Origin of the sequence: Rhodococcus sp. 5A-K4 (genome assembly GCF_046097995.1) — a bacterium.
In the GTDB taxonomy this organism is placed as follows: domain Bacteria; phylum Actinomycetota; class Actinomycetes; order Mycobacteriales; family Mycobacteriaceae; genus Rhodococcus_F; species Rhodococcus_F erythropolis.
The window spans coordinates 389,858-415,399 of sequence record NZ_JBJURM010000001.1; the positions used below are offsets into that span (position 1 = coordinate 389,858).

Genomic DNA, 25,542 nt, shown 5'->3' on the forward strand with positions numbered 1-25,542 from the left:
AGGTTGCCGGGTGACCGGCAACCGTAACCCCAACGGGGAAAGGAAGTTACGTGCTCGACGTCAACTTCTTCGATGAACTCCGCATTGGCTTGGCCAGTGCAGAGGACATCCGCAATTGGTCCTACGGCGAGGTCAAGAAGCCGGAGACCATCAACTACCGCACGCTCAAGCCCGAGAAGGACGGCCTCTTCTGCGAGAAGATCTTCGGCCCCACCCGGGACTGGGAGTGCTACTGCGGTAAGTACAAGCGTGTCCGCTTCAAGGGCATCATCTGTGAGCGCTGTGGCGTCGAGGTCACTCGCGCCAAGGTTCGTCGTGAGCGTATGGGTCACATCGAACTGGCCGCACCGGTCACGCACATCTGGTACTTCAAGGGTGTTCCGAGCCGTCTCGGTTACCTGCTCGACCTGGCTCCGAAGGATCTCGAAAAGATCATCTACTTCGCTGCCTACGTCATCGTCGGCGTCGACGAGGAGCTCCGTCACAACGAGCTGTCCACCCTCGAAGCCGAGATGCAGGTCGAGAAGAAGACCGTCGCAGATCAGCGCGACGCCGATCTCGAGGCACGTGCGCAGAAGCTCGAAGCCGACATCGCCGAGCTCGAGGCAGAGGGCGCGAAGTCCGATGTCCGCCGCAAGGTCAAGGACGGCGGCGAGCGCGAAATGCGTCAGCTCCGTGACCGCGCGCAGCGCGAGCTGGATCGTCTCGACGAGATCTGGACCACCTTCACCAAGCTGAGCGTCAAGCAGCTCATCATCGACGAGCTCCTGTACCGCGAGCTGGTCGACCGTTACGGCGAGTACTTCACGGGTGCGATGGGCGCAGAGTCCATCCAGATCCTGATGCAGAACTTCGATCTCGACGCCGAGGCAGAGTCTCTCCGCGAGACCATCCGCAGCGGCAAGGGCCAGAAGAAGCTGCGTGCACTCAAGCGCCTCAAGGTGGTTGCGGCATTCCAGACCAACGGCAACTCGCCGATGGGCATGGTCCTCAACGCTGTTCCGGTGATCCCGCCGGAGCTTCGCCCGATGGTTCAGCTCGACGGTGGACGTTTCGCGACGTCCGACCTCAACGACCTGTACCGCCGCGTCATCAACCGCAACAACCGCCTCAAGCGACTGATCGACCTCGGTGCTCCCGAGATCATCGTCAACAACGAGAAGCGGATGCTGCAGGAGTCGGTCGACGCCCTGTTCGACAACGGTCGTCGTGGACGTCCGGTCACCGGACCGGGTAACCGCCCGCTGAAGTCCCTGAGCGATCTGCTCAAGGGCAAGCAGGGTCGTTTCCGTCAGAACCTGCTCGGTAAGCGCGTCGACTACTCGGGTCGTTCCGTGATCGTCGTCGGTCCTCAGCTCAAGCTGCACCAGTGTGGTCTGCCCAAGCTGATGGCTCTCGAGCTGTTCAAGCCGTTCGTGATGAAGCGTCTGGTCGATCTCAACCACGCGCAGAACATCAAGTCGGCCAAGCGCATGGTCGAGCGCAAGCGCGTCCAGGTGTGGGACGTCCTCGAAGAGGTCATCGCCGAGCACCCCGTGCTGCTCAACCGTGCACCTACGCTGCACCGTCTGGGTATCCAGGCATTCGAGCCGCAGCTCGTCGAGGGCAAGGCCATTCAGCTCCACCCGCTGGTGTGTGAGGCCTTCAACGCCGACTTCGACGGTGACCAGATGGCTGTTCACCTCCCGCTGTCGGCAGAGGCTCAGGCCGAGGCACGCATCCTGATGCTGTCCTCGAACAACATCCTCTCGCCTGCTTCAGGTCGCCCGCTCGCCATGCCGCGTCTGGACATGGTCACGGGTCTGTTCCACCTGACCCGTCTCGACGAGGGTGTCACCGGTGAGCTCGTTGCTCCGACCAACGACGAGGCAGAGCAGGGCGTGTACTCCTCGCCCGCCGAGGCTCAGATGGCAGTCGACCGCGGCGCGCTCTCGGTTCAGGCTCAGATCAAGGTGCGTCTGACGCAGCAGCGTCCGCCGCGCGACCTCGAGAACGAACTGTTCCCCGAGGGCTGGAAATACGGTGACGGCTGGACCGCCACCACGACACTCGGCCGTGTGCTCTTCAACGAGCTGCTTCCGGCGGACTACCCGTTCGTCAACGAGCAGATGCCGAAGAAGCGCCAGGCGACGATCATCAACGATCTCGCCGAGCGGTACCCGATGATCGTGGTTGCTCAGACCGTCGACAAGCTCAAGGACGTCGGGTTCTACTGGGCCACCCGTTCGGGTGTCACGGTCTCGATTTCCGACGTGCTCGTGCCGCCGGAGAAGCCTGCCATCATCGAGGACTTCGAGGCTCAGGCCGACAAGATCGAGAAGCAGTACCAGCGTGGTGCTCTGGACAAGAAGGAGCGCAACAGCGCTCTGGTCACCATTTGGCAGGAAGCGACCGACAAGGTCGGCAAGGCCATGGAGGCTCACTTCCCCGACAGCAACCCGATCCCGATGATCGTGAAGTCCGGCGCAGCCGGCAACATGACTCAGGTTCGCTCGCTCGCCGGTATGAAGGGTCTGGTGACAAACCCGAAGGGTGAGTTCATCCCGCGTCCGATCAAGTCTTCCTTCAAGGAAGGCCTGACCGTTCTCGAGTACTTCATCAACACGCACGGTGCTCGTAAGGGTCTGGCCGATACCGCACTCCGCACCGCCGACTCGGGTTACCTGACCCGTCGTCTGGTGGACGTTTCGCAGGACGTCATCGTCCGCGAGGTCGACTGTGGAACAGAGCGCGGCATCGTCACCACGATCGCCGAGAAGCAGGCCGACGGCACGATGATCCGCGATGCTCACGTGGAGACCAGCACGTACGCCCGTACCTTGGCGGCCGATGCAGTCGACGCGAACGGCACCGTCATCGTCGAGCGTGGCCACGATCTCGGTGACCCCGCGATCGATGCTCTGCTCGAAGCCGGCATCACGACGGTCAAGGTCCGCTCGGTCCTGACCTGCACCACCGGCACCGGCGTTTGCGCCACTTGCTACGGCCGTTCGATGGCCACCGGCAAGCTGGTCGACATCGGTGAGGCTGTCGGTATCGTCGCCGCACAGTCGATCGGTGAGCCCGGTACCCAGCTGACCATGCGTACCTTCCACCAGGGTGGTGTCGCAGGAGATGACATCACCGGCGGTCTGCCGCGTGTCCAGGAGCTGTTCGAGGCACGTGTGCCCAAGGGCAAGGCTCCTATCGCGGACGTCACCGGTCGGGTACAGCTCGAAGACGGCGATCGTTTCTACAAGATCACCATCGTTCCGGACGACGGCGGCGAAGAGGTTGTCTACGACAAGCTCAGCAAGCGTCAGCGTCTGCGCGTCTTCAAGCATGCCGATGGTCGCGAAAGCCTCTTGGCTGACGGTGACCACGTCGAGGTCGGACAGCAGCTCATGGAAGGTGCTGCCGATCCCCACGAGGTCCTGCGAGTCATGGGTCCGCGTCAGGTTCAGATCCACTTGGTCAACGAGGTCCAGGAGGTGTACCGGAGCCAGGGTGTGTCGATCCACGACAAGCACATCGAGGTCATCGTGCGCCAGATGCTTCGTCGCGTGACGATCATCGATTCCGGTGCCACCGAGTTCCTGCCCGGTTCGCTCACCGAGCGCGCCGAGTTCGAGTCGGCAAACCGCCGCGTTGTCGCCGAGGGTGGCGAGCCCGCAGCCGGCCGTCCGGTGCTCATGGGTATCACGAAGGCGTCGCTCGCGACGGATTCGTGGCTGTCCGCGGCATCGTTCCAGGAGACCACTCGTGTCTTGACCGACGCGGCTATCAACTGCCGCTCGGACAAGCTGATCGGTCTGAAGGAAAATGTCATCATCGGTAAGCTGATCCCTGCCGGTACCGGTATCAACCGTTACCGCAACATCCAGGTTCAGCCGACCGAAGAGGCACGCGCCGCTGCTTACGCAGTGCCGTCGTACGACGACCAGTACTACAGCCCGGACGGCTTCGGCCAGAACACCGGTGCTGCAGTTCCGCTGGACGACTACGGCTTCAGCAACGACTACCGCTAGTCGGGTAGTCGCATGTGACGACTACCGCTAAGCGTTAGTTCGTAGAAAATCCCCCCACCTCGAAAGAGGTGGGGGGATTTTTCATGTCGCTCGTTTCAGGAGTTGCTGCCGCTGAGGTCCGGGATGACGATCTCCTGGACTGCCCACTTGTTGCCGTCGGGGTCGGCGAAGTAGATGAATCTGCCCCAAGCCTGGTCGTCGATCGGGCTGATGTCGATGCCGCGGCTCTTGAACTCGCGCTCGGCCTCTTCGATGTCCTTGACCACTACCTGCATGCCGACGACGGAACCGGGCTCGGCGTCGGTGATTCCCTTGCCGATGCAGATCGAGCAGGCCGAACCGGGTGGGGTCAGCTGGACGAAGCGCAGGTCCTCGCTGACCGTGTGATCGTGGTCGGCGTTGAAGCCGAGGCGGACGTAGAAGTCCTTGGCGCGGTCGATGTCGGTGACGGGAATGGCGACCAGTTCGAGCTTGATGTCCATGACGTGCCCTTCATGTGATGGTGGATTCCGGCGACAGGTCCAGTGTTGCGGGTATTGCGGTCAGAAACGGTCCTCATTAGGCGTCCGGATGAAACTTTCCGAATTCCTTGTTGCTCCGAGAGTGCTTCTCTCACTGCTCGACCGATCCCGAACCAGGAGCGGATACCCCGACTCCGCAGCTCTGACGCATTCCGTCGAACGCGCCGCGCACGCCGACGCTCTCGGCTACCACCGGTTCTGGGTGGCCGAGCATCACGCGGTGCCCGGGATCGGGAGCGGGTCGCCGGCAGTACTGCTTGCCGCGATCGGCGCGCATACGCGCGATATCAGACTCGGGAGCGGTGGGGTCATGCTGCCGAATCACCAACCGCTGATCGTCGCCGAGCAGTTCTTGATGCTGGAGGCTCTGTACCCGGGGCGAATCGATCTCGGCCTCGGCCGATCGCTGGGATTCACGGAGCCTGTTCGTCAGGCACTACGACGCAGCAAGGATGCTCCGGACACGTTTGCGTCAGATCTCGAAGAGGTGAGGCGCTACCTGGACGGATCCGCGGCAGTGACGGCACGGCCGGCGTCGGAGACCGGGGTGCCGATCTTCGTACTCGCGACGCGTACAGGTTTGAAAGTGGCAGCGCAACTGGGGCTTCCGGTGGTCGTGGGTGGGCCGATACTCGGAACCGGGAGCACCGACCGGGTGGATGCATTGGACGAGTACCGCCGAGCTTTCCGGGCCACCGACGCTCATCCCGAACCCTATGTGGTGGTTTCTCTCGAAGTGGCGGTTGCCGATACCACCGACGCGGCGCGTGAGTTGCTGATCCCGGAGGCATACGCGCTCGCAGAATCGTCACGGACGGGGGAGTTTCCGCCGCTCGCGTCGCCGGACGGGATCAGGCGCGCCCCGCGCAGTGATCGAAATGCCAGGCGTATCGAGTCGTTCATGGCGTCGGCGCTGCACGGCACACCTGTCGAGGTGAAACAACAGCTTCACGATCTCGCCGAGCGGACCGGTGCCGACGAAGTGCTGGCGTCGACGTCGACGTACGACCGTGACGCGCTTGCACTTTCGGACCGCCTGCTACGTGAGGTGCTTTAGCGGTGTGGTTGATCTAACGGGGCACGTGAAACTCGAGCAGAGTGGCGACGGAGTCGTCGAGTTCGGTCCACGGCACCGGTACGGAGAGGACGGCGATCGCCGAAGTCGGGAACTTGTCGCGGATACGTTGGGCTGCTTCGGAGTTTTCGTTCGATGCGAGATCGAGTGCAGTCCAGGGAATTCCGGGTTCGTGTCCGACGATCAGGAGCGTCTTGACGTGGTCGGACGTGGTTCGCGCAGCTGCAATGACGTCTGCGGGTGAGCCGCCGTAGATGGACTTCTCGAATCCGGCGGGAGCTTCGATTCCCGTCGAGGCAAGGGTTTCGACGGTGCGCCGGGAGGTGGAGCACAGAACGGCGTCTACGGGCGGGACGTTTTCGCGGATCCATTCGCCGCCGACGCGGGCCTCGCGCAGGCCCCGTTCGGCGAGCGGACGCTCGTGATCACGGATGCCCTCGGGGTAGCTGGACTTGCCGTGTCGCATGAGGACGAGGGTGCGGTGGTCGGCCATGCGTTCACGGTATCCGCTTTGTGCCCGTCAGTCCGGTTACTCTGGATGGTCAGGACCTTGAAGGAGGTTTTCGATGGCCGGTAAGAAGCTCGATCGAACTAATGCCCGAACTGCACTCGAGGTGGTACGCGAAAGCCCCACCATCGCTTTCATCACCGTTGCCCCGGCAGTGGTCGTGTTCGGCGTGGTGTGGTGGCTCTTCGGTTTCTGGGCCGCGATTCTTCTTGCGTTGGTGTTCGGTGTCGCGGCTGTCGCGACCCAGAAACTGCGTTAGAGGGCGCTCACCTGCGCAACTGCGCGGAGCGCTTCGCCGACCAGGAACCAGACCGTGACGGTCTTGTCGTCGACGCGGCTGCGCAGGACGACGTCGTCACTGGAGACGATGGGGGAGAGGTACTCGATCAGTGCTCGATGCGGAACTGTACGCAGTTCGGTGCGCGCGCTGAGGACCTCTTCGACTGCCTGCCAGTAGACGGCGTTGTTCACGTGGTCGAACGGGTCGATATCCGTGGCGCGCAGAGCGAACGGCGTGTCCAGAACACCCGCGTCGTCTGCCTCCGGTGCGTTCTCGGCGAGGACACGCTTCCACTTCAGGCGATGCTCGTCGGTGGATTCTTCCAACGGCCGCATGAAGTCGTCGCTCATCCTGGTGGGCATGCCTGACTCGGCGCTGATGTTGATCCAGAAGCCTTCGGTTTCCATCAGCGCGCCGTTGCTGCCGTCGAAGCGCACGCGCATGTTCGCCCATCTCGTGGAGAAGCCGGAGCACCAGCGAGTCATCGTCAACTCTTCCGGCCAGATCGCCGGGCGTACGACATCGACGACCGTACGACGCACTATCCAGAGCGGATGAGTGTCGATGGCGCCGGCGGCTTCGATGTTGTCGTTGCCGATGTCCTGCAGATAACGGGCGACGGCGTCGAGCCTGACCTGCTTGGCGACGTCGATGTCGCCGGTACGGACCGGGCGGGACTTGACGAAGATCGGTCCTCTGTCTGGCTGCGGCGCGAGCGTGAGATCTGGGTTCACGTGAGATTCCTGTTCGCTGGAGTGAGCCGATTCTGTCAGGCTTTTCAGCGAGTGGCGATTATCTGCTTTCCGCAGCCGGAACCGTCGACCATTCGTGCCACGGCGACGGCGGTGTCGGCAAGGGGATGAACGGAGTCGATCACCGGGGTGATGACACCTGCGTCGATCATTGCCGTCAGCACCTCCAGATCCTCGGCGTTCTCCGAAGCCATCAAAGACCCGAGCTTCTGAGATACGAACGGAGACAAGCACAGTGCGCGGATTTGGCGATCGATTCCGCCGAGCCACCGTCCGCCGTTCTCGCCGCCCACGATCACGAGCCTTCCGGTGCGTGTGAGCGCCCGTCGAAGATCTCGCAGTCGGCGGTTGCCGCCGGTGTCGATGATGACGTCGTACCGATGCGATCCGTCGGTGGCGTCGTCGACGCGGTAGTCGAGAACCTCGTCGGCACCGAGGGAGCGGACGGTATCGGTTTTCGAGGTGCTGCATACGCCGGTGACGAGCGCGCCCATGGCTTTTGCCACCTGCACCGCGTAGATCCCGACGCCACCGGATGCACCGAGAACGAGGACGGATTGCCCCGCCTGCACACGGCCGTGGTCGCGCACGGCTTGCAGCGCTGTGAGGGCGGAGACCGGCACCGCTGCTGCTTGTGCGAACGACAACCGGGCAGGTTTTGCGGCAATCTTCGTCTCGAGTGCGCACGCGTACTCCGCGAACGAACCGACCGCGATCCCGTATACCTCCTGGCCGACTGCCACGCGGGTCACCGAACTGCCGACGGCCTCGACTCGGCCGGACACGTCCAGTCCGCGGACCCGGTTCTCAGGTCTGCGCAGTCCAAATCCCGCGAGGCGCAACGGATATGGCAGTCCGGCCATGAGATGCCATGCCCCGCGGTCGACGGACGCGGCCTCGACGCGAATCAGCACTTCGTTGTCGGCGACAGTGGGGCGCGGAATGTGGTCGAGGTAGAGAACGTCGGCTTCGCCGTAGCGATCCTGTACGACGGCGGTCATCAGTTCCTGCGGCATGCGAGTCTCCGTTCGTCGAATGCTTACACCGTAAGTATTGCACTTACGGTGTAAGTTCTGTCAATGTGGAGAAGCGCACAAGATTGACCCGAGATCACGTTGTACGCGCTGCCGTGGCGCTTGCAGATTCCGTCGGAATCGATTCGATGACCATGCGGAAGCTGGGGACCGAACTGGGCGTCGAGGCGATGTCTCTGTACAACCATGTTTCGGACAAGGGGGATCTGCTCGACGGAATGGTCGACGCGGTCTTTGCGGAGATCGATCTTCCGACGCCGGGACTGCCGTGGCGAACGGAAGTTCACGCGCGAGCGGTATCGACTCGGGAGGTGCTGGGGAGGCACCCGTGGGCAACTCCGTTGATGGAGTCCCGAACGACGCCTGGTCCCGCGACCCTGCGCCACCACGACGCCGTCATCGGAACACTACGCGCTGCCGACTTTCCGGTCGCCCTTGCTGCGCATGCCTTTTCGATCATGGATGCGTACATCTACGGCTTCGTGCTGCAAGAGGTGAGCTTGCCGTTCGAAACAGCGCAGGAAACGACGGAATTGGCGAAGGCGATCATGGGCTCGTTCGAGAGCGGTCAGTATCCGCACCTGGCCGAGCTGACCACCGAGCACGTCCTAGCTCCGGGATACAGCTACGCCGCCGAATTCGCTTTCGGTCTTGATCTGATTCTCGACGGACTCGAACGTCTGCACATCGGGAGCGAACGATGATCTGACGTGAGTACCGGGTTAAAGTCGAGAAAACCGGGTTACCGGTCCAGACTTCAGATGTCCCGAAGAGGAGCTTTCTGTGCGCGCCATGGTGGTTACGGAACTGTCCGGTCCCGAAGGAATTGTCGCGCAGGAGGTTCCCGAGCCCGCAGCCGAAGGTCTTGTTCTCATCGATGTGAAGGCCAGTGGCGTCTGCTTTCCGGACCTACTCATCACCTACGGCAAGTATCAGATCCGCCCGGAACCGCCGTTCATTCCCGGCGCGGAGATCTCGGGCGTCGTGGTCTCCGCGCCGGAAGGGTCGGGTTTCGCTCCGGGCGATCGTGTTCTCGCGGCCGCGTATCTGGGCGGCTATGCAGAGCGGATTGCCGTCAACCCGGCGCAGGTACTCCGAATTCCGGACGGACTCGCCTTCGACGAGGCGGCCTCTCTGATCATCAACTATCAGACGATGGAGTTCGCGCTGGCTCGTCGCGCGAAGATCGTCGCGGGGGAGACGGTCGTCGTGCTCGGCGCTGCGGGCGGAGTCGGAACGGCAACCATCCAGCTGGCCAAGGCGCACGGCGCTCGGGTGATCGCCGTGGTACGACGCGAAGGCGTCGAGGACTTCTTGCGTGAGCTCGGTGCCGACGAGGTTGTCGCGCTGGCTCCGGGATGGGGAGAGCGGATTCGGGAACTGACCGACGGCGTCGGCGCTCAGATCGTGGTAGATCCGGTAGGCGGGGATGCGTTCGACGACGCGGTCCGGGTTCTGGCGCCGGAGGGGCGTCTTGTGGTTATCGGTTTTGCCGGCGGCGGCATTCCTCAGGTCAAGGTGAACCGGGTGCTGTTCCGCAATATCAGCATTGTCGGCGCGGCGTGGGGCGAGTTCACGCGCACCAATCCCGAAGCGGTAGCCGAGGTGCATGCATCGCTGGTAGAACACGTCCGGAACGGCTTGCGTCCGCTGGTCAAGGCACGGTATCCGCTTGCCGACGCAGCAGTTGCCCTGGCTGATCTCGAAAGCGGCAAAGTTCTCGGAAAGGCCATCTTGCTGCAGGAATGATTCTTCGCAACGTGATGGTGCTCACCAAATAATAAGTTGCAACATGTTTTCATTTGGGCAATAGTTGCAACCGCACTACCATTTGCCAGGTGATCGCTTCCGATTCTGATGACCTGTATGGAGCACTCGACGAGTTGTTCACTCGCCTGATGAGCGCCGGTGATTCGGAGTCGATCGATGCGTTGATCGAACTGGATCTCTCGTTCTCTCAGGTGCGTGTGCTGTTCGTACTTGCACAACGTGATGCGGCGATCCCGATCAACGAGGTTGCCGACGAGCTTCGGCTCTCGGTGGCAGCTACGGGGCGGAACATCGATCAGCTCGTGAACATGGGTCTGGTCGATCGCCGTGAAGACGAGCGGGACCGACGCGTCAAGCGGGTTTCCTTGTCGGAGGCCGGTCGTAAGGTGACGACCAACCACATCGAGTGCAAGCGCGGCCAGCTTCGCGAATTCGCGTCGCGTGTTCCTGAGCCAGAGCGGATTCGTTTGTTCGAGGCTCTCAAGCCCATTCTCGCGGGTGACTATCTGCGAGCACTTAACCAGGAGACTTCGCGATGACATCGCCGAACGCGCCGGCACCGGCGTCCGACAAACTTGACGGGGCGGTCCTCAAGATCGCTTCCGTGGTGGTGCTCGGCGCCATCATGTCGATTCTCGACGTAACCGTGGTGAGCGTCGCGCTCACCACTTTTGCCGAGGACTTCGAAACTTCGTACGCCACCGTCGCGTGGACGATGACGGCCTACACGCTCGCCTTGGCGACGGTCATTCCGGTTACCGGTTGGGCTGCCGACCGTTTCGGCACCAAGCGCCTGTACATGACGGCCCTGGTGCTGTTCGTGCTCGGTTCGGTCGCTTGTGCGATGGCGTGGGACATCACCTCGCTCATCGGCTTCCGCGTGCTCCAGGGTCTCGGCGGCGGCATGTTGATGCCGCTCGGTATGACGATCATGACCCGGGCCGCCGGTCCGGACCGTGTCGGTCGTGTCATGGCAGTTCTCGGTATCCCGATGCTGCTCGGTCCTATCGGCGGGCCGATTCTCGGTGGTTGGCTGATCGAGGCCGCGAGCTGGCACTGGATCTTCCTGATCAACTTGCCGATCGGCATCATCGCTCTGGCTGCTGCGTTCATCATTCTGCCGTCCGACAAGGCGAAGCCTTCGGAGTCCTTCGACTTCCTCGGCATGATCCTGCTGTCGCCTGGCCTGGCGCTGTTCCTGTTCGGTGTGTCGTCCATCCCTGAGGTGGGAACCGTCGCGTCCGCTCGGGTTCTGGTGTCGGCCGGTATCGGTCTGGCACTGATCATTGCCTTCGTGTTCCACGCGCTCAACAAGGATCACCCGCTGATCGACCTGCACCTGTTCAAGAACCGTCAGTTGACCACCGCCGTCATCACGACGTCGCTGTTCATCGTCGCGTTCATGGGCGCCGGGTTGCTGTTCCCGAGCTACTTCATTCAGGTCGGCGGGCACACCACGCTCGCGGCCGGATTGTTGATGGCTCCACAGGGTCTGGGCGCTATGGTCACCATGCCGATCGCTGGTCGACTGGTCGACAAGATCGGCCCGGGCAAGATCGTCCTGACCGGTTTGCCGCTGATTCTCATCGGTTTGGGTGTGTTCACGCAGGTCGCTTCCGACTCGCCGACGTGGCTGTTGATGGGCGCGCTGTTCGTCATGGGCCTCGGTATGGGTTGCACCATGATGCCGCTGATGACCGCAGCTATCGTGACGCTCTCCAACGAGCAGATCGCTCGCGGTTCCACTCTGATGAACATCGTTCAGCAGACCGCAGGTTCGATCGGTACCGCCGTGATGTCGGTGGTCTTGACCAACCAGCTTCTCGATCGTGGCCTCGATACGACGATGGTCGGTGCGGCGTCGCACATTCCGACCGAACCGGGAAGTCCGCAGGAGTCTGCTGCGAATTCGATTCTCAGTGCGGCGTCGGATGCCTTCGGCAACACCTTCCTCGTTGCCACTGTGCTGATCGTCCTGACCCTCATCCCGGCGTTCTTCCTGCCGCGGAGCAAGACCACCAGGCCGGTGGCCGAGGGCGAGACGGCAACGCCGATCGTTATGCACTGACCGCTTTTCGGTAGATCGTTTGTCCAGATGAGGGCGGCACACATCTTGTGTGCCGCCCTCATCTTTTTGCCGTGGAATACAGCTGGATGGTTGAATGTTTGATCAGTTACATGCAAACGCATGGATCTAGTTCGCGGAGGAGCAACCATGCAGTTCGGAATCTTCACGGTCGGTGACGTCACCACTGATCCCACGACGGGTAAGACCCCGACAGAGCACGAGCGCATCAAGGCCATGACGACCATCGCCAAGCACGCCGAGGAAGTCGGTCTCGACGTCTTCGCGACCGGCGAGCACCACAACAAGCCGTTCGTGCCGTCGTCTCCGACCACGATGCTCGGATACATCGCGGCCCAGACCGAGAAGATCACGCTCTCCACGTCCACGACGCTGATCACCACCAACGACCCGGTGAAGATCGCCGAGGACTACGCGATGCTTCAACACCTCGCTGAGGGGCGTGTCGATCTGATGATGGGACGCGGAAACACCGCGCCGGTGTACCCGTGGTTCGGCAAGGACATTCGCGCCGGTATCCCGTTGGCGCTCGAGAACTATCAACTTCTTCGCCGGCTCTGGGACGAGGAGGTCGTGAACTGGCAAGGGGAGTACCGCACTCCACTCCAGGGATTCACGTCCACCCCGCGCCCGCTGGACGGCGTCGCGCCGTTCGTGTGGCACGGTTCGATCCGCAGCCCCGAGATCGCGGAGATTGCGGCCTATCACGGCGACGGATTCTTCGCGAACAACATCTTCTGGCCGAAAGAGCACTACATCGAGCTGATCAATCTCTACCGCCAGCGTTACGAGCATTACGGCCACGGCTCCGCGGATCAGGCGATTGTCGGTCTCGGTGGTCAGGTCTTCATGCGCAAGAACAGTCAGGACGCGGTCAAGGAATTCCGTCCGTATTTCGACAATGCTCCGGTGTACGGCCACGGGCCCTCACTCGAAGAGTTCACCGAACAGACGCCGCTGACCGTCGGTTCCCCTGAGCAGGTCATCGAGAAGACGTTGGCGTTTGCCGATTTCTTCGGTGACTACCAGCGCCAGCTGTTCCTGATGGATCACGCCGGGCTGCCGCTCAAGACGGTGCTCGAGCAGCTCGATCTGCTCGGTGAGGAAGTTGTTCCGGTTCTGCGCCGTGAGTTCGCGGCCAGGCGGCCCGCACATGTGCCGGACAACCCGCCCACTCACGCGTCGATGAAGGCGGCTCGTGAGGCAAGCAGTGTCACTGCCTGACGAGCAACCGCCTGAGGTTCCGGTCAGTACCACCGAACTCGCCACCGACGCCTGGGAAGCCTTGTTTCGCGCCCAGGTGTCGGTGCTGCGGCGGCTCTCTGCCGACGACGTCTGGGATCAGGTGTCGATGCGCGAGTACGACGTGCTGTTCACATTGAGCCTCACACCGAGTAGTTCACTTCGCCTGCATGACCTGAATCGCGAGATCCTGTTGAGCCAGCCGTCACTCAGCCGCCTGGTAGAACGGTTGGAGGGTGAAGGTCTGGTATCGAGAAGTGTTGATCCACAGGATCGCCGCGGGACGATCGTGCAACTCACCGAAGCGGGTGCAGCGCTGCAGAAATCAGTGGGTCGCCGTCATGCGGCGAGCATTCGTCGCCACGTCGGACCGGCCCTGGACGCGGATGAACTTCGACTGTTGGCCGAATTGTGCACGCGTCTGCGTCTCGCGCAGTCATGACTAGAGGCAGGATGGACGATATGAGCAACCTCGAAGCGCAGCCCGTCGAGCAGGAATGCGAAGGCCATCCGGCGGAGAGCGAGATTCAGATTCTCACCCCGCGCGACGTACCGCTCGGTGGCCCGCGGGCGATGCGAGTGCGTCGCACCCTTCCGCAACGCGAGCGTTCGCTGATCGGGGCATGGTGTTTTGCCGATCATTACGGTCCGGATGACGTCGGCTCAGGACCGGGCATGCATGTGCCGCCGCATCCGCATACCGGATTGCAAACGGTGAGTTGGCTGTTCACCGGAGAGATCGAGCACCGTGACAGCATCGGTTCCCATGCGATGGTGCGGCCGGGTGAACTGAATTTGATGACGGCCGGGAGTGGGATCGCGCACTCCGAGGTGTCGACGCCGAATACGAAGGTTCTGCACGGGATGCAGTTGTGGGTGGCGCTGCCGGATGCGGCACGCGATACCGCACCCGCGTTCGTTCACTATCGACCGGAGCCGGTGACCACCGATGGTGCCACGCTCAGTGTGTTCCTCGGCTCGCTCGCCGGTGACACGTCTCCGGTGTCTACCTTCACCGAATTGCTCGGTGCCGAGGTGATTCTCGATCCTGGGGCCGAGATCGCCCTCGATGTCGATCGTTCACATGAGCACGGCGTGATCGTCGATCAAGGATCGGTTGTTCTGCGTGGTACCACCGTCGGCTGGGCCGAGTTGGGTTATCAAGCACCGGGTTTCGGAAAACTGACTTTGCGCAATCCGGGATCCGAACCGGCTCGACTGCTACTTCTCGGCGGGAAACCGTTGGGCGAGCAGGTCATCATGTGGTGGAACTTCATGGGTCGTACCCACGAAGAGATCGTCGAGTATCGACGCAAGTGGCAGGCCGAGCTGGCCTCCGGATTCGACGGCAGCGTCCCGGACCAGCGTTTCGGCGTCGTGCCGGGATACGACGGTCCGGCGCTCCCGGCACCCGAGTTGCCGAACAGTACGTTGCGGCCCCGAGGCTAGTCGCTGCTGTTGCTGTTGCTGTTGCTGTTGCTGTTGCCAGCCGCGAGCAGCGTCTCGATCAGGCCTGTTCGATGTCCTGGTGAGCCTTCGCGAGCATGATGTAGCCGGCGCCGTTGGCGGTGATACCGGCCTTTTCGCCTTCGGAGAGTTCACGTTTGACCTTGGCGGGCACGCCGGCGACCAGTGATCCAGGCGGGATTTGCATCCCCTGAGACACGACCGCACCGGCTGCAATCAGTGATCCCGAACCGATGTGTGCGCCGTTGAGCACCACGGCACCCATACCGACGAGAACGTCGTCTTCGACGGTGCACCCGTGCAGCACTGCGTTGTGGCCGACCGAGATTCGCTCGCCCAGCACTGCGGGGAACGTCGGGTCGGCGTGCACGGTGCAGTTGTCCTGAATGTTGGTGTCAGCGCCGATGGAGATCGATTCGGCGTCGCCGCGGATAACCGCGCCGTACCAGATGCTGGCTCCCGCAGCGATGGTCACAGCGCCGACAACGGTGGCGTTGGGTGCGATGAATGCACTTTCGTCGATCTGCGGGGTGTTACCGAGAACGGTGGCGATGATCGGGTTGGTCATGGTTCTCCTGTGCGTTGGAATGACGTGCTCTGACGGTACCTGGACTATTTCGGTGTGGACTTTCGATTCATGACTACCGTCCCGACACCCGCGGTCACCACCAGTCCGATGGCGACGAGTGTGAAAGCGTCGAGCGTTTGCCCGATCACGAGGACTCCGGCCAGTGCGGCCGCTGCCGGTTCGAGGGCGATGAGGACCGCGAAGACCTTCTTGGCCAAGGAGCGCAGCGCCCACATTTCCAAGCTGTACGGGATGACGGACGAGAGGATGGCGACGGCGGCGCCTGCGGCGAGCATCTTCGGATCCAGCAGTTCGCTTCCGCCCGAGACAACGCCGAAGGGGAGCGTCAATACGGCTGCGACGATGCTTGCGCCTGCCAACCCGTCGGCGCTCGGGAGCGTCGCGGCCAGGTGGGAACCGGCCACGATGTAGCCGGCCCACGCAGTCGCGGCGATCAACGCGAACATCACCCCGATCGGGTCCAATCCGGATTCGCCGTGATCGCCTAACCCGAGCAGCAACACTCCGCCGAAGGCGAGCAGTACCCACGCTCCGTCGGCCCACCGACGAGACAGAACTGCGGCCAGGGTGAGCGGTCCGAGGAACTCGATGGTGACGGCGGTGCCGATGGGCACCGTGTCGAGGGCGAGGTAGAAGGCGCCGTTCATCACGGCGAGGGCGATGCCCAGCGCGAAGATGCCTTTGCGTTGCCGGTTCGACCACCTGCTCCATCGCGGACGGACGATGACGCCGAGGATGATCGCAGCGATCGTCAGCCGAAGCGTCGTGGCTCCGGCGGGCCCGATCTGCGAGAACAATGTCGTCGCGAATGCCGCTCCGAACTGGAGCGACAGTATCGAGGTGAGGACCGCGCCGACCGGCAGTAGCTGACTGCCCGCCTTCATTCTCCGGTGAACTCGGGACTTCGACGCTCGAGCATCGCGGCGACGGCTTCGTGGTGATCTCGGGTGTGGTGGGCGATCGACTGCATGGCGGCCGAGAGTTCGAGCAGGCTCTCGAGGCTCTGGTGCTGGCCTTCGCGGAGGAGTTTCTTGGTCATGCGGAGTACCTGCGGGGGATTGGCGGCTACTCGAGCTGCCAAAGCGTGCGCTGCGGAAAGCAATTCCTCGGGTTCGGTGATCTGCGAGACCAGACCCCAGTCGAGTGCCTTCGCAGCATCGATGGGTTCGCCGGTGAACGCCATCTCGGCGGCGCGGGCGTTGCCGATCGCGCGGGGGAGCAGCCAGGCTCCGCCGTCGCCGGGGATGAGTCCCACCTTGACGAAGCTCTCGGCGAAGACTGCGGCGGTCGAGGCGATGCGGAGGTCGCACATGAGGGAGAGGTCGCAGCCCGCTCCGATGGCCGGGCCGTTGACCGCGGCGATGGTCGGCACCTCACATGTGTACAGCGCGAGCGGAATGCGCTGGATGCCGTGCCGGTAGCCCTGGCGGATCTCGCCGGGAGCACCACCGAACATGCCTTCCTTGTCTCGCATGTGTTTGACGTTGCCGCCGGAGGAGAAAGCCGACCCGGCCCCCGTGAGGATGACCGCTCGCACACTCTGATCTCGGTTGACTGCGGTGACCGCGTCTTCGAGGGCCTCGATCATGTCGATCTCGGAGATCGCGTTGCGGGTGTCCGGGCGATTGAGGGTCCACGTGACCACATCGCCGGTTCGCGAGATCAGTACGGCGTCGCTCATGGGTGCTCCTGGTAGTCGATGGCAGTTGAGCTCAGTCTCTCACCACAAGATTTCTCAATAACAATCATTCGTGCTTGATTTTTATGGACCCGGGTGTGATGCTGGTCGCATGGCCGAACTTCAGACGTTCATCGATGACTTGCGGGCCGAAGGCGAGAGCCTCGACGCCCTGGTTGCGGATCTGCCCGAGGAGAAGTGGGCGACAATGACGCCGGCGGAAGGGTGGAGCGTCGCGCATCAGATCGGGCACCTGCACTGGACGGACAGTGCTGCGATCCTGGCGATCACCGACCCGGACGGGTTTGCGGAGCAGTTGAAGGCGGCGTTCGTGAATCCGGCGGGATTTGTCGACGACGGTGCTGCCGAGCAGGCGGCCCGCCCGCCGGCGGAGTTGCTCGCCGATTGGCGAGCGGGGCGCACCGCTCTCGTCGAGGCTCTCACCGCCGCCCCGTCCGGTACCAAGTTTCCTTGGTACGGCCCGCCCATGGGCGGAGTGTCCATGGCAACTGCGCGATTGATGGAGACGTGGGCGCACGGGCAGGACGTTGCCGACGCGCTCGGCGTCGAGCGAGCCTCGACGGCGCGCATCAAGAACATCGCTCATCTGGGTGTCCGCACGCGGAACTTTGCGTACTCGGTCAACGAGAAGACGCCGCCCGCCGACGATTTCCGGGTTGAGTTGACGGCGCCGGACGGTTCGCTCTGGACCTGGGGGCCGGAAGATGCACCGCAGAAGGTGACCGGGCAGGCGTTGGACTTCTGCCTGCTGGTCACCCAGCGCGCCAATCGCGCCGATCTCGATCTGGTCGCCGTTGGCGCCGACGCAGACGAGTGGTTGGGGTTTGCGCAGGCATTTGCCGGACCCAGCGGCGAGGGACGAGCCGCACGAGAAGCGAAGGTGGATAAATGAGTTCGGTACGGATCGGTAACTGCTCCGGTTTCTACGGCGACCGCGTCTCGGCGATGCGCGAGATGCTCGAGGGCGGCGAACTCGACTACCTGACCGGCGACTACCTTGCCGAACTGACGATGTTGATCCTCGGACGGGACCGGATGAAGGACCCGTCGCTCGGCTACGCGAAGACGTTCCTGCGACAGGTGGAAGACACCCTCGGACTTGCGCTCGACAAGGGCGTGAAGATCGTCGCGAATGCCGGCGGTCTCAACCCGGCTGGACTGGCCGACGCGCTGCGCGAGGTCAACACCAGGCTGGGGTTGAACGCGAAGATCGCCCACGTCGAGGGCGACGATCTGGTCTCTCGGGCAGACGAACTCGGACTCGGCTCCCCGCTGACGGCCAACGCGTACCTCGGCGCCTGGGGCATCGTCGAAGCATTGTCGGCCGACGCCGATGTCGTGGTCACCGGACGTGTCACCGACGCTTCGGTGATCGTCGGTCCCGCCGCTCACCATTTCGGTTGGAAGCGAGATGATTTCGATCAGCTGGCCGGTGCTGTCGCGGCGGGCCACGTCATCGAGTGCGGAACCCAGGCCACCGGCGGCAACTACGCGTTCTTCACCGAGATTCCGAATCTGGGCCGTCCTGGCTTCCCGATCGCCGAGATCAACGCGGACGGATCTTCGGTCATCACCAAGCATGCCGGTACGGACGGCGAGGTGAGCGTCGGCACCGTGACGGCGCAGCTGCTGTACGAGATCACGGGTGGACGCTACGCAGGCCCGGACGTGACCACCCGCATCGACAACGCGGTGCTCACCCAGGAAGGCCCGGATCGGGTGCTGATCAGCGGAGTCACGGGCGAGGCTCCGCCGCCGCAGTACAAGGTCTCACTCAACACGCTGGCCGGGTTCCGCAACGAGGCCACGTTCATCCTCACGGGTCTCGACATCGAGGCCAAAGCGGATCTGGCGAAGACTCAACTCGAATCCTGGCTGACGAAGAAGCCCGCCGAACTGGTCTGGACTCTCGCTCGCACGGATCACCCGGATTCCGACACCGAGGAAACCGCGAGTGCGTTGCTGCGCTGCGTGGTTCGCGATTCCGATCCCAAGGTGATCGGTCGTCCCTTCTCTGCGGTTGCGGTGGAAATGGCACTCGCCAGTTACCCAGGCTTCTCGCTGACCGCGCCGCCGAGCAACGGACAACCGTACGGAGTGTTCACCCCCGGCTACGTCGACGCGGGATCGGTGCCTCACGTGGCCGTACTGCCAGACGGCACTCGCGTGGACATCGCTCCGTCGACGCTGACGCAGGACCTCGAAGCCGTCGACGAACCTGAGCGTCCGGAGCCGTTGCCGCCACAGTCTTCGCTTTCGGTGCCGCTCGGCACGATCGCCGGTGCCCGTAGTGGCGACAAGGGTGGAAATGCCAACGTCGGCGTCTGGGTTCGCACGGACGATCAGTGGAAGTGGTTGGCGCACAATCTGACCGTCGAAATGCTCAAGGAACTGCTACCGGAAGCAGCAGACCTGAACGTCACTCGCTACCAGCTTCCGCACCTTCGTGCCGTCAACTTCGTGATCGAGGGAATTCTCGGTCAGGGTGTTGCCTCGCAGGCGCGGTTCGATCCGCAGGCCAAGGGAATTGGTGAATGGCTGCGTTCACGCCACATCGACATCCCGATTTCGCTACTCCCCGTAACTGACGAGAAAGAGGATTCACGGTGACCGTGTGGACCACACCGGAAAGGCTTGCGCTTCGCGAGACCGTACGCGGATTCGTGAACCAGGAGATTCTGCCGCATCTGACGCAGTGGGAGCGCGACGGCGAGATTCCGCGCGAATTGCACCGCAAGGCAGGCGCTCTCGGGCTGCTCGGCGCCAGTGCTCCCGAATCGGCGGGCGGTGAGGGCGGCGACGCCGTCGACTCCATCGTGATCTGTGAGGAGATGCATCAGGCAGGTGCGTCGGGCGGGCTGTTCGCATCGCTCTTCACCTGCGGCATCGCGGTGCCGCACCTGATTGCAGCGGACGACGAGGCGCAGATCGAGAAGTGGGTCAAGCCGACCCTGCGCGGCGACAAGATCGGCTCGCTCGCCATCACCGAGCCCGGCGGAGGCAGCGACGTCGGGCACCTGACAACCGCAGCCAAGCGCGACGGCGATCATTACGTCGTGAACGGCGCCAAGACGTTCATCACCTCCGGCGTTCGAGCCGACTTCGTCGTTACCGCAGTGCGCACCGGTGGCCCCGGCGCGGGTGGTGTCTCACTGCTCGTGATCGAGAAGGGCACACCGGGATTCACCGTCTCACGCAAACTCGAGAAGATGGGCTGGCGTGCATCCGATACCGCGGAACTGTCCTTTGTCGATGCCCGGGTTCCGGTGGAGAATCTGGTCGGCGCAGAGAACAGCGGCTTCGCGCAGATCGCCCAGGCATTTGTTTCCGAACGTGTCGCGCTCGCCGCGCAGGCGTATGCCAGTGCAGAACGTTGCCTGGAGCTGACCCTCGAATGGTGCCGCGCCCGCGAAACTTTCGGTCGGCCCCTCATCAGTCGGCAGGCCGTGCAGAACACCGTCACCGAGATGGCCCGCAAGATCGACGTCGCCAAGGTGTACACCCACTCGGTGATCGAGCGGTACATGGCCGGTGACGGCGACCTGATCGCCGAGGTGTGCTTCGCGAAGAACACGGCAGTCGAGACGGGCGAATGGGTTGCGAACCAAGCCGTTCAGCTGTTCGGCGGCCTCGGATACATGCAGGAAAGTGAAGTGGAGAGGCAGTACCGGGACATGCGAATTCTGGGAATCGGTGGCGGAACCACCGAAATCCTCACCGGCCTCGCGGCCAAGCGATTGGGGTATCAGTCATGAGTGTCATCCGGTCAACGCTGGACACCAATTCCGAGGTGTATCAGACCGCAACATCGACCATGAACACCAAGCTCGCCGAGATCGAGGTCGAGCACGCCAAAGCGCTTGCCGGTGGCGGCGAGAAGTACACCGAGCGGCACCACAAACGGGGAAAGCTTCTGGCGCGCGAGCGGATCGAACTCCTGCTCGATCAGGATTCACCGTTTCTCGAGCTGTGTCCCCTCGCTGCGTGGGGGAGTGACTTCCCGGTCGGCGCCAGCACCGTGGTCGGTATCGGCGTTGTCGAAGGTGTCGAATGCCTGATCGTCGCCAACGATCCCACTGTGCGCGGCGGCACCAGCAATCCTTGGACGCTGCGTAAGGGATTCCGCGCCAACGACATCGCCATGCAAAATCGTCTCCCGGTGATCTCGCTGGTCGAGTCCGGCGGTGCAGACCTGCCGACGCAGAAGGAGGTGTTCATCCCGGGCGGGCGTATGTTCCGTGACCTCACACAGCTTTCCGCAGCCGGTATCCCCACCATTGCACTGGTCTTCGGTAACTCGACTGCCGGCGGCGCGTACATCCCGGGCATGTCCGACCACGTCGTGATGATCAAGGAACGCTCCAAGGTGTTCCTCGCAGGCCCGCCGCTGGTCAAGATGGCCACCGGTGAGGAATCAGATGACGAGGCACTCGGCGGCGCCGAAATGCACGCTCGCAAGTCCGGGTTGGCTGACTACTTCGCAGCCGACGAGCAGGACGCGATCCGCATCGGTCGCTCGATCGTCAAGCGACTCAACTGGACCAAGAAGGGGCCGGCGCCTCGCGCGGAGATCATCGAACCGCTCGAGGATCCGGAAGAGTTGCTCGGCATCGTTCCGGCCGATCTGAAGATTCCGTTCGATCCGCGTGAGGTCATCGCCCGTATCGTCGACGGTTCCGACTTCGACGAGTTCAAGCCGCTCTACGGTTCCTCCCTCGTGACCGGCTGGGCCGAACTCAACGGTTACCCGATCGGCATCCTGGCCAACGCACGTGGAGTTCTCTTCAGCGAAGAGTCCCAGAAGGCAACGCAGTTCATCCAGCTTGCCAACCGCTCCAACACGCCGTTGCTGTTCCTGCACAACACCACCGGCTACATGGTGGGTAAGGAGTACGAGGAGGGCGGCATGATCAAGCACGGATCGATGATGATCAATGCGGTTGCCAACTCCAAGGTTCCGCACATCTCGATCCTGCTCGGAGCGTCGTACGGCGCCGGTCACTACGGCATGTGCGGACGGGCATTCGATCCGAGATTCCTCTTTGCCTGGCCCAGTTCCAAGTCCGCCGTCATGGGCGGTGCGCAGCTTGCCGGCGTCATCTCCATCGTGGGACGCGCTGCTGCCGAGGCCCGCGGCCAGGTTTTCGACGAGCAGGGTGATGCCGGCATGCGCGCGATGATCGAGAACCAGATCGAGGCCGAGTCACTTCCGATGTTCCTGTCCGGGCGTCTGTACGACGACGGCGTCATCGATCCCCGAGACACCCGCACCGTGGTGGGAATGTGCCTGTCGGCCATTGCCACCGCCCCGATCGAAGGCACCGAGAACTTCGGCGTCTTCCGTATGTGAGGCACGCCGTGACAATCACTTCAGTACTGGTCGCCAATCGTGGCGAAATCGCCCGCCGTGTCTTCGCAACCTGTCGGAAGAACGGAATCGGCACGGTTGCGGTATTTTCCGACGCGGATGCCGACAGCCCTCACGTCGCCGAAGCCGATGCTTCGGTTCGCCTGCCGGGTAACACGCCTGCCGAGACCTACCTGCGGGGCGAGTTGATCATCGCCGCCGCGCAGGCTTCGGGCGCCGACGCGATTCACCCCGGATACGGATTCCTCTCCGAGAACGCGGAGTTCGCGCGCAGCGTCATCGACGCGGGGCTGACGTGGATCGGCCCACCCGTCGAATCCATCGAGCTCATGGGGTCGAAGGTCGAGTCCAAGAAGATCATGGACGCCGCCGGAGTTCCGGTGCTGTCCGAACTCGATCCCGCTGCGGTGACCGAAGCTCATCTGCCAGTGCTGATCAAGGCGTCGGCGGGCGGCGGCGGACGCGGCATGCGTGTCGTTCGTGAATTGTCGGCGCTGGACGGCGAACTGGAAGCGGCGCGGCGTGAGGCGCAGTCCGCCTTCGGCGACCCGACGGTCTTCTGCGAGCGCTACCTCGAGACCGGTCGGCACATCGAGGTTCAGGTCATGGCCGATCGCCACGGTGGGGTGTGGGCGGTGGGGGAGCGCGAGTGCTCGATCCAGCGTCGGCATCAGAAGGTGGTCGAAGAGGCGCCGTCGCCGCTCGTGCAGCGCATCCCCGCCATGCGCGAGAAGCTGTTCGACGCCTCGCGGCTCGCAGCCAACGCCATCGGTTACGAAGGAGCAGGAACCGTTGAATTCCTGGCTGACGAAAAAGGCGACTTCTTCTTCCTGGAAATGAACACTCGTTTGCAGGTAGAGCATCCGGTCACCGAGTGCACCACCGGACTCGATCTGGTGGAACTGCAATTGCAGGTCGCTTCAGGTGAAGCACTTCCGGACGACCAACCGGAGATCCGGGGGCATTCGATCGAGGTGCGACTGTACGCCGAGGACCCCGCCAAGAACTGGCAGCCTCAGAGTGGAACCGTTCACCACATCGAGTTGCCCGGTGACCCGCAAGAATTCAGTGTTCTGCGTGAGCAGGGCGTTCGCCTCGACTCCGGCGTCGTCGACGGCAGTGTTGTCGGCGTCCACTACGACCCGATGTTGGCCAAGGTCATCTCGTACGCGCCGACGCGGACCGCAGCTGCGCGGCTGCTCGCGTCGACGCTGGCGCGCACCAGGATTCACGGTCTGCGGACCAACCGCGACCTGCTCGTCAATGTCCTGGCTCACCCTGCCTTCATTGCCGGGGACACCGATACGGCGTTCTTCGAAACCCATGATCTGGAGAAGTTGTCAACGCCTCTGGCCGACACCGACGCCGAAAGGCTTTCGGCGCTGGCGGCGGCACTTGCCGATGCCGCGCACAACCGGGCGTCGGCGCGCGTCATCGGCCGCTTGCCCAGCGGGTGGCGCAACCTCCCGTCGCAGCCGCAGAGCAAGAGCTATTCCACTGCGTCGGGCGACTACGACGTCCGCTACTCCCTGAGCCGAAGCGGCGTGTTGAACGCAGAAGGCTTCGACGACGTGAGCCTGGTATCGGCAACTGCTGCACGGGTCGTGCTCGAGCAGAGCGGAGTACGGCGTTCGTTCGACGTGGCGGCATACGGGAGTGAGATTTTTGTCGACTCCTCGCTGGGCCCAGTCGCGTTGACGGCAGCACCGCGCTTCGTGGATCCGTCGGCGGAAGTCGCCGCCGGTTCGTTGCTCGCTCCGATGCCGGGATCGGTTATCCGCCTCGGCGCCGCACTCGGTGACACCGTCACTGCCGGCCAGCCGATTCTGTGGCTAGAGGCCATGAAGATGGAACACACCGTCACCGCGCCGACTGCCGGTGTCCTGGTAGAACTTCCGGTCGCCGTCGGCCAGCAGGTCGAAGTCGGATCGGTACTCGCACGTGTGGAAGAACCCGCTACAGAAGAGGAAGCATGATGAGTTTCATCGAAACCGAAGAGCAGAAGGAACTGCGGGCATCCGTTTCCAAACTGGGTGAGCGCTTCAACTACGTCGACTACGTGCTGCCCAAGGCGCGCAAGGGTGAGCCGCTCACCGAATTGTGGAACGAGGCGGGCAAACTCGGATTCCTGGGCGTCAACCTGCCGGAGGAATACGGCGGCGGCGGTGCCGGTATCTACGAACTCGCGCTGGTGCAGGAGGAATTGGCGGCACAGGGTGCCGGTCTGCTCCTGGTTGTCGTATCCCCGGCCATCTGCGGCACCATCATCGGCAAGTACGGCACGGCGGAGCAGAAGCAGCAGTGGCTACCCAGCCTCGCCGACGGCTCCAAGATCATGGCGTTCGGAATCACCGAGGCCGACGCCGGTTCCAACTCTCATCAGATCACCACGACGGCACGCAGGGATGGCGACGACTGGATCCTGAGCGGCAACAAGATCTACATCTCGGGTGTCGATCAGGCTGACGCGGTCCTCATCGTCGCGCGCACCGAGGACTCCAAGACCGGCAAGCTCAAGCCCGCTCTGTTCATCGTCCCCACGGATTCTCCCGGATTCGTGAAGACGCAGATGGAGATGGACATCATCGAGCCGGACCACCAGTTCATCTTGTTCCTCGACGATGTACGGCTGCCGGCCGACGCTCTGGTCGGCGAAGCCGATGCCGCCTTGATGCAGTTGTTCGCCGGCCTCAACCCCGAGCGCATCCTGGGTGCGTCGATGGCCATCGGCATGGGCCGTTACGCCCTGAACGCTGCGGTGAAGTTCGCCAACGAGCGCACGGTGTGGAAGACGCCGATCGGTGCGCACCAAGGTATTTCGCATCCCCTCGCGCAGGTGAAGATCGAACTCGAGCTCGCCAAGCTGATGATGCAGAAGGCCGCGGTGCTCTACGACAGCGGCGACGATTTCGGTGCTGCCGAAGCCGCGAACATGGCAAAGTACGCCGCCGCCGAAGCCAGCATCAAGGCGCTCGATCAGGCGATCCAGACGCACGGCGGCGCAGGCCTGACGAAGGAATACGGGTTGGCCGCCATGCTCGGCGCGGCCCGTATCGCCCGCGTCGCGCCGGTGAGCCGCGAGATGATCCTCAACTTCGTCTCGCAGCACTCTCTCGGTCTGCCGCGGTCGTACTAAACGGTCCT

23 protein-coding genes are annotated in these 25,542 nt (G+C 63.1%); 16 read left to right on the forward strand and 7 right to left on the reverse strand.

The features are described 5' to 3' along the window. Window positions 1–50: 50 nt before the first annotated feature. Window positions 51–4,007: a DNA-directed RNA polymerase subunit beta' gene (locus ACKAMS_RS01880; protein ID WP_019744304.1), complete on the forward strand. Its 3,957-nt coding sequence runs from the start codon at window positions 51–53 to the stop codon at window positions 4,005–4,007. A 95-nt stretch (window positions 4,008–4,102) separates the two neighbouring features. Here the strand turns inward: ACKAMS_RS01880 and ACKAMS_RS01885 are convergent, their stop codons facing one another. Next, window positions 4,103–4,489 (reverse strand): glyoxalase superfamily protein, encoded by a 387-nt coding sequence (locus ACKAMS_RS01885; RefSeq protein ID WP_003942070.1) that lies wholly within the window; start codon window positions 4,487–4,489, stop codon window positions 4,103–4,105. 88 nt (window positions 4,490–4,577) lie between these two features. Here ACKAMS_RS01885 and ACKAMS_RS01890 point away from each other — a divergent pair, with 88 nt between their 5' ends. After that, entirely contained in the window at window positions 4,578–5,585 is a 1,008-nt protein-coding gene (locus ACKAMS_RS01890; protein ID WP_408988527.1) for an LLM class flavin-dependent oxidoreductase, read from the forward strand. Between the two features lie 13 nt (window positions 5,586–5,598). On the opposite strand, the gene ACKAMS_RS01895 is transcribed toward ACKAMS_RS01890, so the two are convergent. After that, complete coding sequence (locus ACKAMS_RS01895) at window positions 5,599–6,096, reverse strand: histidine phosphatase family protein (RefSeq protein ID WP_256064652.1); 498 nt, start codon at window positions 6,094–6,096, stop codon at window positions 5,599–5,601. A 73-nt stretch (window positions 6,097–6,169) separates the two neighbouring features. Here ACKAMS_RS01895 and ACKAMS_RS01900 point away from each other — a divergent pair, with 73 nt between their 5' ends. Next, window positions 6,170–6,370: a hypothetical protein gene (locus tag ACKAMS_RS01900; protein WP_003941897.1), complete on the forward strand. Its 201-nt coding sequence runs from the start codon at window positions 6,170–6,172 to the stop codon at window positions 6,368–6,370. Here the strand turns inward: ACKAMS_RS01900 and ACKAMS_RS01905 are convergent. Beyond that, entirely contained in the window at window positions 6,367–7,125 is a 759-nt protein-coding gene (locus ACKAMS_RS01905; protein ID WP_020906825.1) for an acyl-[acyl-carrier-protein] thioesterase, read from the reverse strand. The two genes, ACKAMS_RS01900 and ACKAMS_RS01905, sit on opposite strands and share 4 nt — an antisense overlap. 44 nt (window positions 7,126–7,169) lie before the next feature. Further along, window positions 7,170–8,159 carry an NAD(P)-dependent alcohol dehydrogenase gene (locus ACKAMS_RS01910; RefSeq protein WP_020906826.1) on the reverse strand — a complete coding sequence of 330 codons (990 nt, stop codon included), beginning with the start codon at window positions 8,157–8,159 and terminating at the stop codon, window positions 7,170–7,172. 65 nt (window positions 8,160–8,224) lie between these two features. Here ACKAMS_RS01910 and ACKAMS_RS01915 point away from each other — a divergent pair, with 65 nt between their 5' ends. The 7 genes from ACKAMS_RS01915 to ACKAMS_RS01945 all read left to right on the forward strand — a co-directional run bounded on the left by ACKAMS_RS01915 (window position 8,225) and on the right by ACKAMS_RS01945 (window position 14,724). Next, window positions 8,225–8,881: a TetR/AcrR family transcriptional regulator gene (locus ACKAMS_RS01915; protein WP_019744300.1), complete on the forward strand. Its 657-nt coding sequence runs from the start codon at window positions 8,225–8,227 to the stop codon at window positions 8,879–8,881. Between the two features lie 79 nt (window positions 8,882–8,960). Next, window positions 8,961–9,926, forward strand: a complete 966-nt coding sequence (locus ACKAMS_RS01920) for an NADPH:quinone oxidoreductase family protein (RefSeq protein ID WP_019744299.1) — start codon at window positions 8,961–8,963, stop codon at window positions 9,924–9,926. 89 nt (window positions 9,927–10,015) lie between these two features. Next, complete coding sequence (locus ACKAMS_RS01925) at window positions 10,016–10,486, forward strand: MarR family winged helix-turn-helix transcriptional regulator (protein ID WP_003941890.1); 471 nt, start codon at window positions 10,016–10,018, stop codon at window positions 10,484–10,486. After that, on the forward strand, window positions 10,483–12,015 hold the full coding sequence (locus ACKAMS_RS01930) for a DHA2 family efflux MFS transporter permease subunit (RefSeq protein WP_003942006.1): 1,533 nt from the start codon (window positions 10,483–10,485) through the stop codon (window positions 12,013–12,015). The genes ACKAMS_RS01925 and ACKAMS_RS01930 overlap by 4 nt, the downstream gene beginning before the upstream one ends. 147 nt (window positions 12,016–12,162) lie before the next feature. Then, window positions 12,163–13,257, forward strand: a complete 1,095-nt coding sequence (locus ACKAMS_RS01935) for an LLM class flavin-dependent oxidoreductase (protein WP_020906827.1) — start codon at window positions 12,163–12,165, stop codon at window positions 13,255–13,257. Beyond that, window positions 13,244–13,717 carry a MarR family winged helix-turn-helix transcriptional regulator gene (locus ACKAMS_RS01940; protein ID WP_019744297.1) on the forward strand — a complete coding sequence of 158 codons (474 nt, stop codon included), beginning with the start codon at window positions 13,244–13,246 and terminating at the stop codon, window positions 13,715–13,717. The genes ACKAMS_RS01935 and ACKAMS_RS01940 overlap by 14 nt, the downstream gene beginning before the upstream one ends. 20 nt (window positions 13,718–13,737) lie before the next feature. Continuing rightward, window positions 13,738–14,724, forward strand: a complete 987-nt coding sequence (locus tag ACKAMS_RS01945) for a pirin family protein (protein WP_029254865.1) — start codon at window positions 13,738–13,740, stop codon at window positions 14,722–14,724. Window positions 14,725–14,782: 58 nt separating this feature from the next. Here the strand turns inward: ACKAMS_RS01945 and ACKAMS_RS01950 are convergent, their stop codons facing one another. Genes ACKAMS_RS01950 through ACKAMS_RS01960 form a run of 3 tightly spaced genes read right to left on the reverse strand, consistent with a single transcriptional unit; the run spans window position 14,783 to window position 17,012 of the window. Beyond that, on the reverse strand, window positions 14,783–15,310 hold the full coding sequence (locus ACKAMS_RS01950; protein ID WP_003941993.1) for a gamma carbonic anhydrase family protein: 528 nt from the start codon (window positions 15,308–15,310) through the stop codon (window positions 14,783–14,785). Window positions 15,311–15,354: 44 nt separating this feature from the next. Then, window positions 15,355–16,215, reverse strand: coding sequence for a DMT family transporter (locus ACKAMS_RS01955; RefSeq protein WP_020906830.1), 861 nt, complete (start codon window positions 16,213–16,215; stop codon window positions 15,355–15,357). Next, window positions 16,212–17,012 (reverse strand): crotonase/enoyl-CoA hydratase family protein, encoded by an 801-nt coding sequence (locus tag ACKAMS_RS01960; protein ID WP_020906831.1) that lies wholly within the window; start codon window positions 17,010–17,012, stop codon window positions 16,212–16,214. The genes ACKAMS_RS01955 and ACKAMS_RS01960 overlap by 4 nt, the downstream gene beginning before the upstream one ends. Window positions 17,013–17,121: 109 nt before the next feature. Between ACKAMS_RS01960 and ACKAMS_RS01965 the strand changes: the two genes are divergently transcribed. From ACKAMS_RS01965 to ACKAMS_RS01990, 6 genes are read left to right on the forward strand one after another with little or no spacing between them, the layout of a single operon-like run. Beyond that, the gene (locus ACKAMS_RS01965; RefSeq protein ID WP_408988528.1) at window positions 17,122–17,922 is read left to right on the forward strand and encodes a TIGR03084 family metal-binding protein; all 801 of its coding nucleotides are present in this window, start codon (window positions 17,122–17,124) and stop codon (window positions 17,920–17,922) included. Further along, complete coding sequence (locus tag ACKAMS_RS01970; RefSeq protein ID WP_070796633.1) at window positions 17,919–19,640, forward strand: acyclic terpene utilization AtuA family protein; 1,722 nt, start codon at window positions 17,919–17,921, stop codon at window positions 19,638–19,640. Before ACKAMS_RS01965 ends, ACKAMS_RS01970 begins: the two co-directional genes overlap by 4 nt. Then, complete coding sequence (locus ACKAMS_RS01975) at window positions 19,637–20,785, forward strand: acyl-CoA dehydrogenase family protein (protein ID WP_408988529.1); 1,149 nt, start codon at window positions 19,637–19,639, stop codon at window positions 20,783–20,785. The genes ACKAMS_RS01970 and ACKAMS_RS01975 overlap by 4 nt, the downstream gene beginning before the upstream one ends. Next, window positions 20,782–22,380, forward strand: a complete 1,599-nt coding sequence (locus ACKAMS_RS01980; RefSeq protein ID WP_264614113.1) for an acyl-CoA carboxylase subunit beta — start codon at window positions 20,782–20,784, stop codon at window positions 22,378–22,380. Before ACKAMS_RS01975 ends, ACKAMS_RS01980 begins: the two co-directional genes overlap by 4 nt. 8 nt (window positions 22,381–22,388) lie before the next feature. Then, window positions 22,389–24,374 carry a biotin carboxylase N-terminal domain-containing protein gene (locus ACKAMS_RS01985; protein WP_408988530.1) on the forward strand — a complete coding sequence of 662 codons (1,986 nt, stop codon included), beginning with the start codon at window positions 22,389–22,391 and terminating at the stop codon, window positions 24,372–24,374. Then, window positions 24,374–25,534 carry an acyl-CoA dehydrogenase family protein gene (locus ACKAMS_RS01990; RefSeq protein ID WP_029536739.1) on the forward strand — a complete coding sequence of 387 codons (1,161 nt, stop codon included), beginning with the start codon at window positions 24,374–24,376 and terminating at the stop codon, window positions 25,532–25,534. The genes ACKAMS_RS01985 and ACKAMS_RS01990 overlap by 1 nt, the downstream gene beginning before the upstream one ends. Window positions 25,535–25,542: the final 8 nt, after the last annotated feature.